Consider the following 14935-nt stretch of genomic DNA (forward strand, 5'->3'; position numbering starts at 1 on the left):
TCAGGCAAGACACAACAATTTGCGCACTATCGCGTCCCAGATGGAACTGAAACCAGGGCAGATACCTTCAAGCGAAGCATTGATCTACGAATTCGGGGTGCGGATCGATAAGGAATCCCGCGCCGCCATCGACGACCAGATTATGCGCGCTCGCCGGCTATACAACGACCTGGTGGCGCAAATCCGCACCATCGTCGCCGAGATGAATACGTACGTGCTCGACCGTGCGGGGAAGCCGGCCCGAACGCTACAAGCCGAAGTTGAGGTGCTCAACCGCGAATTCGACACGGCCCGGGCCACGAACGACGAGTTGGCAATGAAGTCGATTGCCGAAATGCGCCGGGGCAAGTGGCGTGAGTTGCATGCGGCACTGATCGAAACCCGCCAGCGCTTGAAGGGCGAACTGCAAACTCGGTTCTTCGCGCGCATCGGCAAAAATTCCGCCTGCGACACCTACCGCGCGCGCAGCGAAGCGGTCGCAAACGGGCTCGGGTGGGCCACGGCGAACGCGGTCCTTGATGCGGCGCTGCTGGCTTTCAAGAAGTCGCTCCAGAAAGGCCAGGGACCGCGCTTCAGCATCGGCACCGACAAGGTGCAGGACACGCTGACACTGCAATTTACCGCCGCCGGTGGCGTGTCCGCCAAAACGCTACTCGAAGGCAAGTATGGAGAACTGGCGCTTTTGCCAACCAATGGCTGTGGCCGACGGAAGTACGGCGAATTCCGCTTCCGGCTCGGCCCGGCCAAGGCGGCCACTTACGCCACGGGCACTTGGCAGTATCACCGTCCGCTCCCCGAGGGCGCGCAGATCGGGCTCGCACGCCTTGTGCGCCGCAAGATCGGTAAGGATTACAAGTGGGCGGTGCAGTTGATGGTCAAGCCGCCCGAACCGGTATTCGTTGCGACCTATGCGCGCAAACCGCTCGTGTCCGTACATTTCGGATGGGCTGCCGACGTCGAGGGTCGGCGAGTGGCGGCGATTGCCGACTCGGCTGATCCCCACGCGGCGCGACTCGTGTACCTGCCGCCACATATTGAGGCGACGCTGGAACGGGCCGCCACCCTACAGTCTGAACGCGACACCAGCCGTGACAAGATCATGCCCTTGGTAAAAGCTATCGAGGCGAACGAAAACTGGAGCGAGGGAGTCCTGGTCGAATTGGCGGCGCTCCGCAAATTGCCGGCGCAACATGTGGCGATCACTCGGTTGCACCGGTTGTGCCGCTTGCTGCGCGAAGCGGAAGGCCTGCCCGAGTGGCTGGAAGTTTGGCGCAAGGAAGACCGATTGCGTTGGCAATCGTCCGCGCATATGGCAAGGCGCGCACGCAACGCGCGGCGTGATTTCTACCGCAACCTCGCTGCCGACCTAGCGAGGCGCTACGACACGATCGTGATTGAACCGCTCGATTTGGCTGAGGTGTTAAAGAAGATCGACGAAAACACCGGCGAGCGGGGCGAGTTCGGACGCAAGGCGCGCTCTGGGCTGATGGTCGCGGCGCTCTACGAACTGGAGTCTGCGATTCGCTGGTCCGTGACCAAGACGCAGACGGCAGTCCTTGAATTGGTTGGCAAAACCGCGGGCTGCTGCGCGCTGTGCGGCGGGAAAGTGCTGGCCGATGTCGAAGACCATCAATTGCTCCGTTGTCAGGATTGCTGCGCCGATCTGGATCGCAAGATGAACGGTGCCGCAGTGGCATGGCAGGCGTCCCTCGCGCAGCGTGAAGACGCGGTGAGCGAATTCTGGATCGAAGTGCGCGCCGCACAGGAAAAGCGGAGCGCAAAGAAGGCGGACCGACTCGCCCGGATGACCGACGGACGTCGGCAGGCGCGAGGGGCGAATTCGTCCAAAGCTCCGTGAGGTTGGTACTTCGTGCTGGATCAAGCGCGCAGTACCCGCTCAGCTCGTAAGACGCTATGATTGAATGCCTTTCACCCACGGTGAAAGAGTCGCCATTGCTTCGGCATCGTAGAAGCGACGAGTGGGAGAACAAGTTCTCGCTGACCAAACCCGGCGGAACATGCGAATCGCCGGTGTTGAAGAACGCAAGGCGGCACGACCTTTTGGTGAAGACTGGTCGCGCTACGCGCGGCAAACTCCGGCCTTCTTTCCGCGCCTGCTGGGAGCTTCGAACCGGTCGGATGGTGACGCAACACTGCGTCGCCGACGTCCGCATCCGATATCTGCCGGGCTTGCATGGCGGCGCGATTTCAATCGGCGCGGGACTGTTCGCCGTGATCGACACCCTCGATGCGAGGATCTCGAACCGCCCCTACCGTCAGGGATTGCCGTTCGACACCGCGAAGGCGGAAATCCTGCGCATGAGCGGATGCCATTTCGATCCGGACGCTGTGTGCCTGTTCGATGCCGACGAACAGGCCCTGTGACACATGATCGAGATCAAGTGCAGTGACGCGCCTAGGCCCTCCTGAAACTCTTGGTCAGCAAGCGGGCTATGTGCCCAATGTACCGTGGGCCTCACGACGTTTACAAACAGGTAATCCAGACGTCATCGGTCGGACAGGCACTCCGGCGCACACTGGCTGTGTCTGCGTGACATCCCGGCGCCTCCGCATCGGGAGTCGCTTCGCCAACCACCGCCGGAGACCATCATGAGATCCAGGACTGCATTTGCCATCAGCGTATTCTCCATTGCCGTCGCGCTGTCCTTCGACGCCAGCGCCGCACTCGAAACCCCGCTAGTCGGGCAGGCCGCCAACACGCCGGCAACGATACCGGCAACTACCACAGCAACGGCACCGCGGCACAGTCACATGACTGAGAAACTCGGCATGCCTACCGGGCAGGCTGCGTCCTCTGACTCGGATGACAAGACCGCGGCGAAGGAAAAGTCACGGCTCAAGCGACACGATCATCAGCGCGACATGAAGTAACGCGTTGACGCCGTGTCCTTCATGCGTCACGAACTGCGGAGGACACATGGCGAGCGGTGTTTCTGCCGCCTTCTTGCGGCCGCTGCGGGTTGTCCCGAGGATGCGGTGAATCACCGCTATTGCGCCATCGTCCTGCGCAAGCGCTGGATCGTCGAGTGCGATCATCGTTGCATCAGGATACCTCAAGTAGAAAACAGTACTGATAAGTGGCGTGACCTCGGGCCGATCGATCCCGTCAAACAGATCCTGCTTAGCAACGAGTAGGGACACGGATAAAGGAACGGCCCGCATGCCTGTCGGCATGCGGGCCGTTCGACTGCTGCCGCTTCGCGGCCAGGTAGCTTAATTTCCTCGATGGTCGCCATGCAGCAGACTGTCAAGACGCCAGATCTCATTGCCCTTCATCATGATTTTCTTGCCGTCCTTCGTTTCCATTTCATGACCTTCTTTCATTGAGCCTGCCCGGCCGAACTTGTCTTCCATGGCCATTTTGCCGTCCCTGAAGATGTACACCGTCGAGCCGTCCTTCAATTCGTAGGACTTCTCGACATTACCCTGATCCACGGCGAAAGCCGAGGTGGCGATCAGGATAGATGCAGCAGCGGTAGCGAGTTTCGTGAACATGATGGCTTCCTCGTGATGTGTTGCAGTAGATGAAATCGAGCGAGTCGCGCGCGGTGAATTTCCTCATCCGGTCCCCGCTCGTGCGGCACGCCGATACCCGTTGGCCAGAGATCAGCGTCCCCGGTACAGTGGGCTCTCGGCGACGTACACCGTCACGCCCTCGGCGCCGGGAATGATTTTCGACAGCGGAAAACTGCGCATCGGGAACGCGTCGAAGGTCCAATTGACCGTCCTGTCGCCGACACGAATGGCGACGGTCTCCAGTTGCACGACGTTGAGATAACGCGTGTCCTTGTCGACGACGATGAGGCGACCGGGCGCGCCGCCGGGTGCGGCGTAACCGTAGGGGGCCAGTTGCCGCTCGGAGGGCTGGCTAGAAGATGCTCGTACGTGTTCGAGCCAATGCGTGGCGCCACTTTCGGAATAGTCCGCGTGGGCGGATGCGCCGGATACCGCAACAAGCAGCGCCGATGCAACAACCGTGCGGGTCAATGTGCTCTTCATGGTGTTTCCCCTTGCAGTATCAGAATCAGGCGCTCGCCTTCGAGCGACCATGAGCACATGCTAAACGGGATCCACTGACTGCAAGATGTCCCGGAAATTACTTCGGTATTAGATTCCTGTCATTTTCAGGACAGAAATGATCCGCCAGGACATGCTGGAGAATGCCTGGTGCGGCATCGGTGGGCGCGGTCGATATGGCAGGCGATCCGGTTGAGGTCACGCGCACCATCGAAGTGACCATGGACAACTCCATGCACGTCGTTCCCGACCACACCACCGTCAAGGCCGGCGAGACTGTCGCGCCTGTCGGCAGGACGAACCGAAACGACCGGGTGTCCCACGCACTGGCGCTCCGCCCGAGCACCCGCGTTCCAATATGATCTTTCGCCACGATCACCGCGACGCGCGACACCGCCGGATAGGCCGTCAATGCCAGCCAGAAGGCGGACCGACCTGCAGGTGCCCAATTTCGCACTCTTCCGTGTAGTGCGCGAAGCCGCGGCGCAGGCGCTCGGCCCAACCACTGCCGAGCCGCGCACCGGCATCCGCGAAAGCGGCCTCGATTTGGGCCGCGGTCGCCTGCAACAGATCATACGTCACGACGATTTCCGCACCGCGTACCTCCACCGCCTCGATTCCCATCAACGCGCCCACTCGTGCCTGCACGGAATCGGCCTGATACGCGTCGAGGGCCGTGTCGAGCGCGAAGCGCCGGCGCTTGAGCACCGTCTGTCCGCTCTGTTTCGGAGCCGGGCGGCCGGGCAGACCGACATACAGGTGCGGGTTGGCGAGGAAGCGCTCGCGGCACTGTGCTGTACAGAAAGCGAAATGCCTGCCCTGAAACTCGGTGCCGAAGCTGGTGGGATCCACCCACATTCCGCACACCACGTCCTTGACCGGTTCCTTGTCTTTCACAGTAGTCTCCCAAACACACGGTTGTCGGCACCGCCGACGATAGCCTCTCGGCGATGCCGAGCCGCGGTCGTGCAGTGCTTGTTCCTCAGCCGAACAGCGCGGCAAACATGGCCTCCTGCGTCTCATCGCGCCATCGGCGATGCGCCTCCAGGCCATCGTAGATCATTCGGCTCGCCGCCTGCTCGCCCGCGAGCCAGGGATTGTCGGCGTCCACCGGCTGGCGATGCTCCCGCACCCAGGGGGGCCGCTGTCTCCACCGCCTTCATCCAAGGGCTGAACTTATCCGAAAACAGATAGCGGCTCGTGCGGATCGGACGCGAATTTTTCAGCGCCGTTGCCGTCACCGCGTGGCGACAGCCTGCACCCACGGACTGATGAAGCCGCGATAGAGCGATTCATTGAACTCGGAGATCAGCCGCACGGCCTCGAACGCCTCGGGCCGATAGCCGAAGCGGATGTCTTCCACGCTGCGCTCCTCGAACCTTACCTCGTACTGCGGCCTTGTGGCAGTCCGGGGCGCCGGTCGGGTTCACGATCTTCATCTCGTAGAGGCCCGGCGCCAACGCCTCCAGTTCGTCCAGCGACTCCAGCATCACCCGATGGTCCACCCGGTCGACGCCCGCCGAAACTAAGATGCCGAGGTGGCCGACATGGGAATTGAGCAGATAGTCGATGCGCTGGACGGCGGCCTTGAGCTCTGCCGTCGTCGGGTAGATCGTCGAATCCAGTTCAGCGCCTGGTGCGGCGGAGTGATGTTTTTCCCGCTGGAGGCGAAGATCAGCAGCGGATTGCGGACCTCCCCGAGGTCAAAGACGTAGCCATGGCAGATACCGGCTTTGTGCCGGCACGGGCGAGCCGGTACACGTCGGTATTCATGCCCACCTCGAACAGCAGCAGGATGATGCCGATTTCAGCCAGGATCTCCAGGGGAGTGCTCGGAAAGACCCAACCCAGCAGCGACGGCCCGAGAATCAGTCCGACCGTCAATTCGCCGATGACTGCGGGAATACCTAGCCGGCACGCGATTTCCGCCAGTAGTCGGGCGCCGAGCAACACCATGGCAAGCGCGAGGAAGACTTCGTGCGGTTCCACCACTCACCCGCGCCTGGATCCGGTCGCCGTTAGTGCGATCCCGCCCACGGCCCGCATTTGCGGACCGGCGCGAGGGCGAGAGCCCGCGTTAATCGCGTGGCGCCCTTGGTTGGGCGCCGTTGTGTCGTCTCGTGTGACGGGAGCTCCCTGAACGGTCTACATCGCTCCCAGGAAGAACGCGCTGACACGCAGCATGTCAGCGACGCGCCCGCTCGCGAAGGGTCCATACCACGCGGACCGCCCCTTGCATCCGCGGCGGTCCGCGCCCAGAGGGCGCAGTACCACGTAGAAGCCGGCCGGCACCGTGCCGCGGTGCGACGCGCCCAACCGGACGATCTCGCAATGCATGGACGCCAGCAGGCGACCGCGCTCCGCCGGGCGCCTGCGCTCACCAGCTGCGGCGTCGCCGGTCCCCATGCGTCCGGCCTCACGCACCCCAGCGCCGCTGGAGGAAGTTGTAGACCGGGACGTAGACGAGGCCCGCGTAGACGCCGTAGAGAAAACTCTCCACCAGCCCGATCACGAACGCGGACCAGCTCAGCCACTTGAAGCCGGGCAACACCTGTTCGAGGAACGCGTGCATGTGCAAACTCTCCGGGGTGGCGAGCCCGTAGGCGACGCAAAACACGAAGCTAAACGCGGTTGAGATCCCCAATGCCCAAGTCACTACCTTCAGGTTCAACATGATTGCACCCCTAGTGCCGGTGCCCGCCGGTCTGCCCCGGCCCGCTCTTGTCGTCATTCTTGCCATGCCCCCTGTGCCCGCCGCCGCAGCCGCCATGTCCGAACAAATGCATGCCGACAAAAACGGCCAGGATCAACACGAAAAACCAGTTCTGGGATAGCCATTCCATTTGAGCCTCCTCATCCGCCGCGCGCGGCAGTCATTAACAGCGATACTGAATCGACGGATGGAGATCCCGATCCTAGGTCTCTCAGTCCTCAGCGCAGTGTTCCAAGGCCTGCTGCAACCGCTCCACCCAGCCCGCTCCGAGTCGTGTGCCAACCGCCGCCAGGCGGGCCTCGATCTGGCCGGCCTTCACCTGCAACGGGTCGTAGACGAACTCGATCCGGTTGCCGCGGACGTCCACCGCCCGGATGCCGGACAGCGCCTCAAGCGCCTCGGTCACGCGAGCGCCCTGCTCGGGGGACAACGAGGCAGCCAAGGACAGACGCCGGTGCCGCAGGGCTTGCAGCCCCCTCTGGCGGGGCGGCCGCTGGCCGCGCAGGCCGGCGTACAGATGGGGGAAGGCCAGGAACCAGTCACGGCACTCGACCGAGCAGAAGCCGTATTCGGTTCCCAGGAACACCGCGAAAATCTCGCGCGAGCGTACTTCCCTCCCGCACACCGGATCCTTCACCAACGAGTTCACTGGACTACCCTCCGTCCCGCCAGGAACCAGTTCGACTGTATGGAAACGATCTTGCGCCTGCGCACCCGACGGGTCAGTGACGCTGGCATTACAACGGCGTAAGCCGCCGAGCGCGCATGTTCCGGCGGCACGCAGTCCGATCCGCGCGGTCATGATGCCCCGCCCGGTTGCCGGCTACCGAGCGGCGGGCTGACCGCCGTGAAGCTCGTAGTGGTGGAGAAGCACAACGTCAGCGGGGAGCATGGATGTTGGCCCGGTTGCCGTGGTACAGATCGGTGCGCGTGAGGGGCACCGGCCATGAGCCCCGCTGACGGCTGGAGGTCAGGATTTGGTAAACGCCGGTGCTGCCGGCTTCGAACTCGAGCGCGCAGGCCACCATGTACAGGTGCCAGACGCGCCAGACAGCTTCGCCGACTTCCCGCACTGCAGCGCCTCGTGCGGCTTCCAGGCGAGCGACCCAGTGACGCAACGTGAGCGCGTAGTGGGGGCGCAGGCCTTCCACATCGTGGATCTCAAAGCCCGCCCGTTCCATGCCGAGTTGGATGTTGCTCACGCAGTCAAGTTCGCCGTCAGGGAACACGTAGCGGTTGATGAACTCGGTCCCTACGGTCTTCTTCCAGCCCTCTTCATCGTGAGTGATGCCATGGTTGAGGAACAGGCCGCCGGGCCGCAGCACACGGCGTACCGTCGCATAGTAGGCCGGCAGGTTCGCCAGCCCCACATGCTCGAACATCCCGATGCTGGCCACCTTGTCGTACACCGCCTTGCCGGCAAGGTCGCGGTAATCGCACAACTCGACCGTCACCCGGTCCTCGAGCCCCTCGGCGCGGATGCGCCGTTGCGCGTAGTCGAGCTGGCGTTGGCTCAACGTAATGCCGTGCGCAAGGACGCCGTGCTCCCGTGCGGCCCAGCAGACCAGCGCGCCCCAACCGCAGCCGATGTCGAGCAAGCGCTCGCCGGGTTGCAGCCGGAGCTTGCGGCAGGTGTGCTCGAGCTTGTTGCACTGGGCTGAGTCCAGCGTGTCATCGGGGTGCTCGAAGTAGGCGCACGAATAGACGCGTTCGGGGTCCAGCCACAGTCCGTAAAACTCATTGGACACGTCATAGTGGAACGAAATCGCGGCGCAATCGCTGTGGCGCGAGTGGCGATGGGAGAAGCGCCGTGCCACTCGCGAGGCGAAGCCGCAATGCGGCCCGAACTGCGCATCGGCGCGCGCCGGCAGGCGCAGCGCGTCGCGCAACAGCAGGAGCCGATCGCGCCACGACAGGGAGATCGACTCGAAATGGCGCTTCAGCCCGAGCGCGCCGTACAGGTCGCCCTCCACGTCCAAAGCACCACGGACGTAGGCATCGGCCAGAAGGAGCGGGTTACCCTCGATCACCAGCCGGCGCAGCACCGCCGGGTCGCGCAGCACGAGCGTGAACGGGGCTGGGCGTTCGTCGGGCGCACACAGCGTATCGTCCCATAGGCGCAGTGCCGGCGCCGGCTCCAATCCATGCAGCAGGCGCCGGACGATGCGAATCGCCGGCAGAATGGAGGGGGCGGCGGCACGCGTGGTGCCGGGGGGCGCACTCATCGAAAGGTCTCCGTCACGTTTTCCTTCCGTCCCTTGTCCCGTGACACGCGTGCCGCATTGGCGCGAACGGGCATACCGATCCACGCTGCCCCGCCCACAAGTGCGACGGCGATCACCCACAACCCGTTCGCATTGAGTGCTGCGAACAGCGCCCCGCCGGCGAGCGACCCCAAGCCCTGACCGAGGCTGCCAGCGCCGGTGAGCGCGCCCAGAAGCGTGCCGCTGGCGCCCGCGTCGTTCAAGGTCGCGAGATAGGCGATCGCCGGTTGCAGAAAGGCCCCGCCGGCACCGATCAAGGCGACGGCGAGCGCCGCGCCGGCGAGCGAACCTGCTTGCCCGAGGAATGCGATGCCGGCGGCCAAGACGAGAAAACCCCCTGCGAGGAACGGGCCGTACGCCACCCGATGCAGAATCGGGGCGAGGAACAAGCCGCTCTGGACGGCGAGCATGACCACCATGCACAGCGCGAGCAGGGCGCCAAGCGCCGGCGGGTCGAGCGATAGCGCCGTCGGTGCGAGAACAGGCAGCATGGCCTCGAACGCGCCGAGGCCGAACAGAACGAGGAAGCTCGCGAACAGAACCGGCAATGCCTGACGCCAGACGATCCGGGGTGCGCGCAGATTCGGATCCGCGCGGCCCGCGGCAGGGTCTCCGATCCCACCGAGGGCAACCCCCATGGCGACCACCAGGGCGCACACCGCTGCGGTCGCGAGCGGCATGCCCACGACGGCCGGCGTCATCTCGCTCACGTCCCCCATGCGCTCCATGGCGGCATAGACGAACCCGCTCGCGGCAGGCCCTGCAAGCAGGCCGAGCAGCGTCGCTATCGATACGCCGGCAAAGAGTCGTGCGCGGACGCGGTGGTCAGGCACATTTCCGATCGACGTGTTGACGACCGGCAATACCGCGCCGCCCGTCACCCCCGCCAGGATGCGCCAGCCGTATGCAGCAAACAGCGAGTTCGCTAGGGCGAAGGCGACGAGCGCGGCGGCGTAGCCGCACAGCCCGAAAAGCAGGAGGCGGTGACCGCCGATCCGGTCCGACACGGCGCCCCAGAGGGGCGCTGTCACGAACAGTCCGAGCATGTAACTGCCCAGCAGTGCGCCGGTATGCCAAGCCACCGCAGCGGAAGTGGCGACGCCAGCCACGTCGCCGAGAATCGTCGGCAGCAGCGGGAGGATTGCCCCGTAGCCGAGCGCGATGACAAAGTTCGCGCCGGCGAGCAGCCAGAAGGCACGCCGGGTCATCTCGTGCCCTGACGCGCTCAGCATCCCCGCCGCCGGCGCGGTCGATCGGCCTGCGCCAGCGGCGCCGCGGCGTCCGCGTACTTGTGAGGTTCGGCCTCGAAACGCTGGCGCGTGTCGTCCGACTCGAAGTAGTAGGCGCGCCCGTCGAACACCGCGGTAAGCGCACGGTCAGTGCGGACCGGATTGCCGCTTACCGGGTCGAGTGCAGCCCCGGCCACGGTGGGCGCATCCCCCGGCGGCGCGGGCTGCGCTGCCCCGCCGTACCCCTCACGCGTGTTGCCCCGCGATCGCTCATGACGGCCACCCATGCTGCGGCCATGCAGACCACCGCGTCGCATGAAGAACCACAGGCCCGCTATCACGACGAACACCCAGATCCAGTTCCCGGACAGCCAATCCATGTCGAATACTCCTCGAATGACCTGACTAAGCGACGCCGATCAATCTCCCCGCGCCGCCGTGCTGCTGATGGCCGGACTGCAGCGGGGGCTCCAGGCACCCCATCCCCATTAGGTTTCCTCTCCGTCAAGGCCCACGGTCACCGTGCTTGTCTCAGAGTAGTAGTAGGGCGGAATTACCAGATTGAGCGGTGCCGGCACGTGCCGATAGACGCGCCCGGCCAGATCGAACCGAGAGCCATGGCACGGGCAGTAGTAGCCCCCTTCCCATTGGGGTCCGAGGTCGGGCGGCGCAACATCCGGGCGGAAGGTGGGCACGCAGCCAAGGTGGGTGCAGAGGCCCACCGCGACCAGGTACTCGGGCTTGCGCGAACGGTATTGATTGCGGCAATACTCGGGCTGCTGGGGACGTTCCGATGTCGGGTCCAGCAAATCGCGCTCCAACTTCTCCAGACCCGCGAGCATGCGGGGCGTGCGATGCAGAATCCACACGGGCTGCCCGCGCCAGGGCACCGTCATCATTTCCCCGGGCCCCAGCTTGGAGACATCCGCGCTCACCGGTGCGCCGACCGCTTTGGCCCGTTCGCTGGGCATCAGGCTCGCCACGAAGGGCACCGCGGTGGCCGCGGCGGCAACGCCGCCCGCCACCGAGGTGGCGACTAGCAAACGCCGCCGCTGCGGGTTCGGCGTGATCGTGTCATCTTTAGGCATTTTGGATCTCCCTTGCATCAGGGAGCGCCTGCGTCAGATCCGCACCCGACGCAGGCGCAAGGCGTTGAGCACCACCGACAGGGACGACGCGCTCATGGCAAACGCGGCGAAGATCGGGCCAATCAGCATGCCGAAGAACGGGTAGAGGACGCCGGCGGCGATGGGTACGCCGGCAGCGTTGTAGATCAGCGCGAAGAACAGGTTCTGCTTGATGTTGCGCATGGTCGCCCGGGCCAGCCGCCGCGCCCGCACGATGCCGTCGAGGTTGCCCTTCACCAGAGTGAAGCCGGCACTCTCGATGGCCACGTCGGCGCCGGTGCCCATGGCGATGCCCACGTCGGCTTGGGCGAGCGCCGGGGCGTCGTTCACCCCGTCGCCAGCCATCGCCACCTTGCTTCCGGCGGCCTGCAACTCCTGGATGATGCGGGCCTTGTCGGCCGGCAGCACGTCGGCGCGGATCTCGTCGATGCCCAGCCGCCCGGCCACCGCTCGGGCGGTACGCTCGTTGTCGCCGGTGGCCATGATGATGCGAAAGCCGAGCGCATGCAGCGCCTGGAGCGCCGCAGGCGTGGTCTCCTTCACCGGGTCGGCGACGCTGACGAGCCCGGCGATGGCGCCCTCGAGGACGACGAACATCACGGTCTCGCCCTGGTCGCGGCGCACGTTGGCGGTCTCGGACAACTGCCCGCCGTCGAGGCCGAGTTCAGCCAGCAACGCGGCGTTGCCCAGCGCCACCGCGCGGCCCTCGACGACCCCCGTGACCCCCTTGCCCGTGAGCGCTTCGAAATCCTCGGCGTTGGTGAGTTTCACGCCGCGGTCCTCGGCCCCAGCGACGATGGCCTCGGCCAAGGGGTGCTCCGAGCCGCGTTCGAGACTCGCCGCGAGGCGCAACACTTCGGCCTCGTCATGGCCGGCGGCGGGCAGCACGGCGACCAGCTTCGGCTTGCCGACGGTGAGCGTACCGGTCTTGTCCACGATCAGGGTGTCCACCTTGGCGAAGCGCTCCAGCGCCTCGGCGTTCTTGATCAGCACGCCGGCCTGGGCGCCGCGCCCGGTGGCGGTCATGATGGACATGGGCGTGGCCAGCCCCAGTGCGCACGGGCAGGCGATGATCAACACCGCCACCGCCGCGACCAGCGCGTAGGCGAGCGCCGGCGCCGGCCCCCACACCGCCCAGGCGATGAAGGCGAGGATCGCGATGCCCACGACCGCCGGTACGAACCTGCCAGCCACCATGTCGGCGAATTTCTGGATCGGCGCGCGCGAACGCTGGGCGTTGGCGACCATCTCGACGATCTGGGCCAGCAGGGTGTCGGCGCCGACACGCTTCGCCTCCATGATCAGGCTGCCGGTGCCGTTGATGGTGGCGCCGGTCACCGGGTCGCCCGCGATCTTCTCCACCGGTATCGGCTCGCCGGTGATCATCGATTCGTCCACCGAGGAGCGACCGTCGACCACCTCACCGTCCACGGGCACCTTGTCGCCGGGGCGCACCCGCAGCCGGTCACCGACCTGCACGGCCTCGAGCGGGATCTCCTCTTCGGTGCCATCGGGACGGATGACCCGCGCCGTCTTGGCGGCCATGTCGAGCAGCGCCCGGATGGCCGAGCCGGTCCGCTCGCGCGCCCGCAGTTCCATCACCTGACCGAGGAGGACTAGCGTTACGATCACCGCCGCAGCCTCGAAATAGAGGCCGACCGCACCGTCTTCCTTGCGGAAGCCGGCGGGGAAGATCCCCGGCGCCGCGACCGCAATGATGCTGAAAACATAGGCCGCGCCGACGCCCATGGAGATCAGACTGAACATGTTGAGGTTCGTGGTGCGGAACGACTTGTAGCCACGCACGAAGAACGGCCAGCCGGCCCAAAGGATCACCGGGGTGCCGAGGACGACTTCAATCCACAGCGACGCCTGCTCGCCGAACCATTCGCGAATCCCGTTGTAGCCCAGGTACGGGGGCATGGTCAGGATCAGAAGCGGGAGCGTAAACGCGGTGCCGATCCAAAACCGGCGGGTGAAGTCCACGAGCTCGGGGTTGGGTCCCTCGTCTTCGGCGGGGACGCCCATAGGCTCCAGGGCCATGCCGCATTTCGGGCACTCTCCCGGGGCGTCGCGGACGATCTCCGGATGCATCGGGCAGGTGAATTTCGTGCCCTTCGGCACCGCCTTGGCGGACTGTTTGCCGGCCAAATACCGGGCCGGCTCGGCAACGAATTTGTCGTGGCATTTCTGCGAGCAGAAGTGGTAAGTGCTGCCCTGATGTACCGCCGTTGGCTTGCCGGCATCGAGCGGGACGCTCATCCCGCACACCGGGTCCTTCACGGTTGCCGCATCGTGCACGTGGGTGCCGTGGTCATGCGCGTGACCCGCCCCATGCGCGTGGTGAGCGCCGCCCTCTGCGACCGAGCCTGTAGTGCGCTTCATCGAGGTAACCGGCCTGTCCATGTCGATGCTCCTTGGCTTGCCGTGATTTGAGGCTGGTTTAAGTACTGGGGGACGCCCGGCCATGCCCGGTGCGCCAGCGCGGGATGAAAGCCGGTGTCGCCCGGGCGTAGTGCGTCCAGGCGTCGCCGAAAGCGGCCGCCGAGTCATGTTCCTCGCGGCGGGCGAGGCGCACATACACGACGAGCAGGATCGGGAACATCACCAACGTGATCAGCGTGGGCCACTGGAACAGGAAGCCCACCATGATCAGCACGAACCCGACATACTGCGGGTGCCGCAACCGGGCGTAAGGGCCCGTGGTCGCGAGTTGACCGCTCGCCTGCGCCGCGTAGAGCACCCGCCACGCCGCAGCCAGCAACCAGAAGCCGCCACCAATGAACAGCGTGGAGATCAGATGGAAAGGGCCGAAATGCGGGTTCGAACGCCAGCCGAACATCACCTCCAGTAAGTGGCCGGAGTCGTGGGCCAGGAAATCCACACCCGGAAACGTCTGCGCGAGCCAGCCCGACAGCAGGTAGATGGTGAGCGGAAAGCCGTACATCTCCGTGAATAAGGCCACGACGAAGGCCGAGAACATGCCCAGGGTGCGCCAGTCGCGCCGGCTCTGCGGCTTGAAGAAGCTGAAGGCGAAGAAGATGAAGAGGGCCGAGTTGATCAGCACCAGCGACCACAGGCCATAGGCGGATTCAATCATTTTTCGTCTCCGCTGTCGGACTTTGTGCCGTGCCCGCCATGACCATGCCCGCCGTGCATGAACACGTGCATGAGCGGGCAGGCGAGCAGGATCAGCCAAGGTAGCCAGCCCGCCAGATGGACGCGGTGCTCGAAAGCGAGGAGAACAAGCGCGATCGCCGCGAAGCCGCCAAAGACCCATTTCGAGCGCTGGCTCATCTTGGCGGTGGCGGTCCCCGGCGAGGTGTCGTGAGCGGAATGATCATGGGTAGGCATCATTTGTTTCCTGGACGATCAAAATTCTTCTGATTCGGCTTCGCCTGCACCACAGCGAGGTGTGGCACGTCGTTCCTAAATTTCCCAGATCGCCGCCGAATACGACGCACTGACGACAGTATGATCCGCAGGGACTTGCTGCGGAATGACGCCTACATTACGAATCGGTCATCTGGATCGCGTCGTACAGGGCAGGCTTTGGGTCCCACG

Annotated in this window: 20 protein-coding genes and 1 pseudogene; 3 read left to right on the forward strand and 18 right to left on the reverse strand. The window is 64.9% G+C overall.

The genetic code is table 11. The annotated features are described in order from the left end of the window. Nucleotides 1–40 precede the first annotated feature (40 nt). The gene (locus F464_RS0120015; protein ID WP_157353943.1) at nucleotides 41–1858 is read left to right on the forward strand and encodes a hypothetical protein; all 1818 of its coding nucleotides are present in this window, start codon (nucleotides 41–43) and stop codon (nucleotides 1856–1858) included. A gap of 56 nt (nucleotides 1859–1914) precedes the next feature. Further along, nucleotides 1915–2385 (forward strand): HD-GYP domain-containing protein, encoded by a 471-nt coding sequence (locus F464_RS31105; protein ID WP_157353947.1) that lies wholly within the window; start codon nucleotides 1915–1917, stop codon nucleotides 2383–2385. Nucleotides 2386–2850: 465 nt separating this feature from the next. On the opposite strand, the gene F464_RS31110 is transcribed toward F464_RS31105, so the two are convergent. The 3 genes from F464_RS31110 to F464_RS0120035 form a co-directional block, all read right to left on the reverse strand. After that, the gene (locus F464_RS31110) at nucleotides 2851–3057 is read right to left on the reverse strand and encodes a hypothetical protein (protein WP_157353950.1); all 207 of its coding nucleotides are present in this window, start codon (nucleotides 3055–3057) and stop codon (nucleotides 2851–2853) included. 177 nt (nucleotides 3058–3234) lie between these two features. After that, nucleotides 3235–3516, reverse strand: a complete 282-nt coding sequence (gene copK, locus F464_RS0120030) for a periplasmic Cu(I)/Cu(II)-binding protein CopK (RefSeq protein ID WP_018991638.1) — start codon at nucleotides 3514–3516, stop codon at nucleotides 3235–3237. Nucleotides 3517–3627: 111 nt separating this feature from the next. Then, on the reverse strand, nucleotides 3628–4020 hold the full coding sequence (locus tag F464_RS0120035) for a CzcE family metal-binding protein (protein ID WP_018991639.1): 393 nt from the start codon (nucleotides 4018–4020) through the stop codon (nucleotides 3628–3630). Nucleotides 4021–4181: 161 nt separating this feature from the next. On the opposite strand from F464_RS0120035, the gene F464_RS0120040 reads away from it, so the two are divergent. Further along, nucleotides 4182–4400, forward strand: a complete 219-nt coding sequence (locus F464_RS0120040) for a cupredoxin domain-containing protein (RefSeq protein WP_157353953.1) — start codon at nucleotides 4182–4184, stop codon at nucleotides 4398–4400. A gap of 46 nt (nucleotides 4401–4446) precedes the next feature. Here the strand turns inward: F464_RS0120040 and F464_RS0120045 are convergent, their stop codons facing one another. The 15 genes and pseudogenes from F464_RS0120045 to F464_RS0120120 all read right to left on the reverse strand — a co-directional run bounded on the left by F464_RS0120045 (nucleotide 4447) and on the right by F464_RS0120120 (nucleotide 14728). Further along, on the reverse strand, nucleotides 4447–4935 hold the full coding sequence (locus tag F464_RS0120045; protein WP_018991641.1) for a YHS domain-containing protein: 489 nt from the start codon (nucleotides 4933–4935) through the stop codon (nucleotides 4447–4449). Nucleotides 4936–5020: 85 nt separating this feature from the next. Further along, nucleotides 5021–5428 (reverse strand): annotated as a pseudogene (locus F464_RS31905) (DUF3141 domain-containing protein); the annotation flags it as partial. Beyond that, on the reverse strand, nucleotides 5331–5651 hold the full coding sequence (locus tag F464_RS32080; RefSeq protein WP_408605239.1) for a DUF3141 domain-containing protein: 321 nt from the start codon (nucleotides 5649–5651) through the stop codon (nucleotides 5331–5333). The pseudogene F464_RS31905 and the gene F464_RS32080, both read right to left, overlap by 98 nt. Continuing rightward, nucleotides 5564–5764: a DUF3141 domain-containing protein gene (locus F464_RS32085; RefSeq protein WP_198292312.1), complete on the reverse strand. Its 201-nt coding sequence runs from the start codon at nucleotides 5762–5764 to the stop codon at nucleotides 5564–5566. The genes F464_RS32080 and F464_RS32085 overlap by 88 nt, the downstream gene beginning before the upstream one ends. Beyond that, on the reverse strand, nucleotides 5713–6027 hold the full coding sequence (locus tag F464_RS0120060) for a cation:proton antiporter domain-containing protein (RefSeq protein WP_084600563.1): 315 nt from the start codon (nucleotides 6025–6027) through the stop codon (nucleotides 5713–5715). Before F464_RS0120060 ends, F464_RS32085 begins: the two co-directional genes overlap by 52 nt. Before the next feature lie 427 nt (nucleotides 6028–6454). Then, a complete protein-coding gene (locus tag F464_RS0120070; RefSeq protein WP_018991646.1) occupies nucleotides 6455–6712 on the reverse strand; it encodes a DUF5676 family membrane protein in 258 nt (85 codons plus the stop codon). Nucleotides 6713–6722: 10 nt separating this feature from the next. Further along, nucleotides 6723–6881 (reverse strand): DUF2933 domain-containing protein, encoded by a 159-nt coding sequence (locus F464_RS30525; RefSeq protein WP_018991647.1) that lies wholly within the window; start codon nucleotides 6879–6881, stop codon nucleotides 6723–6725. Between the two features lie 81 nt (nucleotides 6882–6962). Further along, nucleotides 6963–7400, reverse strand: a complete 438-nt coding sequence (locus F464_RS0120080) for a YHS domain-containing protein (RefSeq protein ID WP_018991648.1) — start codon at nucleotides 7398–7400, stop codon at nucleotides 6963–6965. Nucleotides 7401–7629: 229 nt separating this feature from the next. Continuing rightward, complete coding sequence (locus tag F464_RS0120085; RefSeq protein WP_018991649.1) at nucleotides 7630–8976, reverse strand: SAM-dependent methyltransferase; 1347 nt, start codon at nucleotides 8974–8976, stop codon at nucleotides 7630–7632. Continuing rightward, a complete protein-coding gene (locus F464_RS0120090) occupies nucleotides 8973–10223 on the reverse strand; it encodes an MFS transporter (protein WP_157353963.1) in 1251 nt (416 codons plus the stop codon). Before F464_RS0120090 ends, F464_RS0120085 begins: the two co-directional genes overlap by 4 nt. Nucleotides 10224–10240: 17 nt before the next feature. Continuing rightward, on the reverse strand, nucleotides 10241–10624 hold the full coding sequence (locus F464_RS0120095) for a YHS domain-containing protein (protein WP_018991651.1): 384 nt from the start codon (nucleotides 10622–10624) through the stop codon (nucleotides 10241–10243). Between the two features lie 108 nt (nucleotides 10625–10732). After that, a complete protein-coding gene (gene petA / locus F464_RS0120105) occupies nucleotides 10733–11332 on the reverse strand; it encodes a ubiquinol-cytochrome c reductase iron-sulfur subunit (protein ID WP_018991652.1) in 600 nt (199 codons plus the stop codon). A gap of 33 nt (nucleotides 11333–11365) precedes the next feature. Beyond that, entirely contained in the window at nucleotides 11366–13756 is a 2391-nt protein-coding gene (locus F464_RS0120110) for a heavy metal translocating P-type ATPase (RefSeq protein WP_157353965.1), read from the reverse strand. A 58-nt stretch (nucleotides 13757–13814) separates the two neighbouring features. Then, a complete protein-coding gene (locus F464_RS0120115; protein WP_018991654.1) occupies nucleotides 13815–14471 on the reverse strand; it encodes a methyltransferase family protein in 657 nt (218 codons plus the stop codon). After that, entirely contained in the window at nucleotides 14468–14728 is a 261-nt protein-coding gene (locus F464_RS0120120) for a DUF2933 domain-containing protein (RefSeq protein ID WP_456297546.1), read from the reverse strand. The genes F464_RS0120115 and F464_RS0120120 overlap by 4 nt, the downstream gene beginning before the upstream one ends. Nucleotides 14729–14935: the final 207 nt, after the last annotated feature.

It is taken from the genome of Aromatoleum toluclasticum ATCC 700605, assembly GCF_000378245.1.
Classification (GTDB): Bacteria; Pseudomonadota; Gammaproteobacteria; order Burkholderiales; family Rhodocyclaceae; genus Aromatoleum; species Aromatoleum toluclasticum.

Excerpts from the sequence above, each read along its gene's own strand:
- F464_RS0120090 (WP_157353963.1), bottom strand. The coding sequence starts at position 10,223 with ATGACCCGGCGTGCCTTCTGGCTGCTCGCCGGCGCGAACTTTGTCATC.
- F464_RS31105 (WP_157353947.1), top strand. The coding sequence starts at position 1,915 with ATGATTGAATGCCTTTCACCCACGGTGAAAGAGTCGCCATTGCTTCGG.
- F464_RS0120110 (WP_157353965.1), bottom strand. The coding sequence starts at position 13,756 with ATGAAGCGCACTACAGGCTCGGTCGCAGAGGGCGGCGCTCACCACGCG.
- F464_RS0120070 (WP_018991646.1), bottom strand. The coding sequence starts at position 6,712 with ATGTTGAACCTGAAGGTAGTGACTTGGGCATTGGGGATCTCAACCGCG.
- F464_RS0120120 (WP_456297546.1), bottom strand. The coding sequence starts at position 14,728 with ATGATGCCTACCCATGATCATTCCGCTCACGACACCTCGCCGGGGACC.
- copK (WP_018991638.1), bottom strand. The coding sequence starts at position 3,516 with ATGTTCACGAAACTCGCTACCGCTGCTGCATCTATCCTGATCGCCACC.
- F464_RS0120040 (WP_157353953.1), top strand. The coding sequence starts at position 4,182 with ATGCCTGGTGCGGCATCGGTGGGCGCGGTCGATATGGCAGGCGATCCG.
- F464_RS0120015 (WP_157353943.1), top strand. The coding sequence starts at position 41 with ATGGAACTGAAACCAGGGCAGATACCTTCAAGCGAAGCATTGATCTAC.
- F464_RS0120085 (WP_018991649.1), bottom strand. The coding sequence starts at position 8,976 with ATGAGTGCGCCCCCCGGCACCACGCGTGCCGCCGCCCCCTCCATTCTG.
- F464_RS30525 (WP_018991647.1), bottom strand. The coding sequence starts at position 6,881 with ATGGAATGGCTATCCCAGAACTGGTTTTTCGTGTTGATCCTGGCCGTT.
- F464_RS0120115 (WP_018991654.1), bottom strand. The coding sequence starts at position 14,471 with ATGATTGAATCCGCCTATGGCCTGTGGTCGCTGGTGCTGATCAACTCG.
- F464_RS31110 (WP_157353950.1), bottom strand. The coding sequence starts at position 3,057 with ATGATCGCACTCGACGATCCAGCGCTTGCGCAGGACGATGGCGCAATA.
- F464_RS0120095 (WP_018991651.1), bottom strand. The coding sequence starts at position 10,624 with ATGGATTGGCTGTCCGGGAACTGGATCTGGGTGTTCGTCGTGATAGCG.
- petA (WP_018991652.1), bottom strand. The coding sequence starts at position 11,332 with ATGCCTAAAGATGACACGATCACGCCGAACCCGCAGCGGCGGCGTTTG.
- F464_RS0120035 (WP_018991639.1), bottom strand. The coding sequence starts at position 4,020 with ATGAAGAGCACATTGACCCGCACGGTTGTTGCATCGGCGCTGCTTGTT.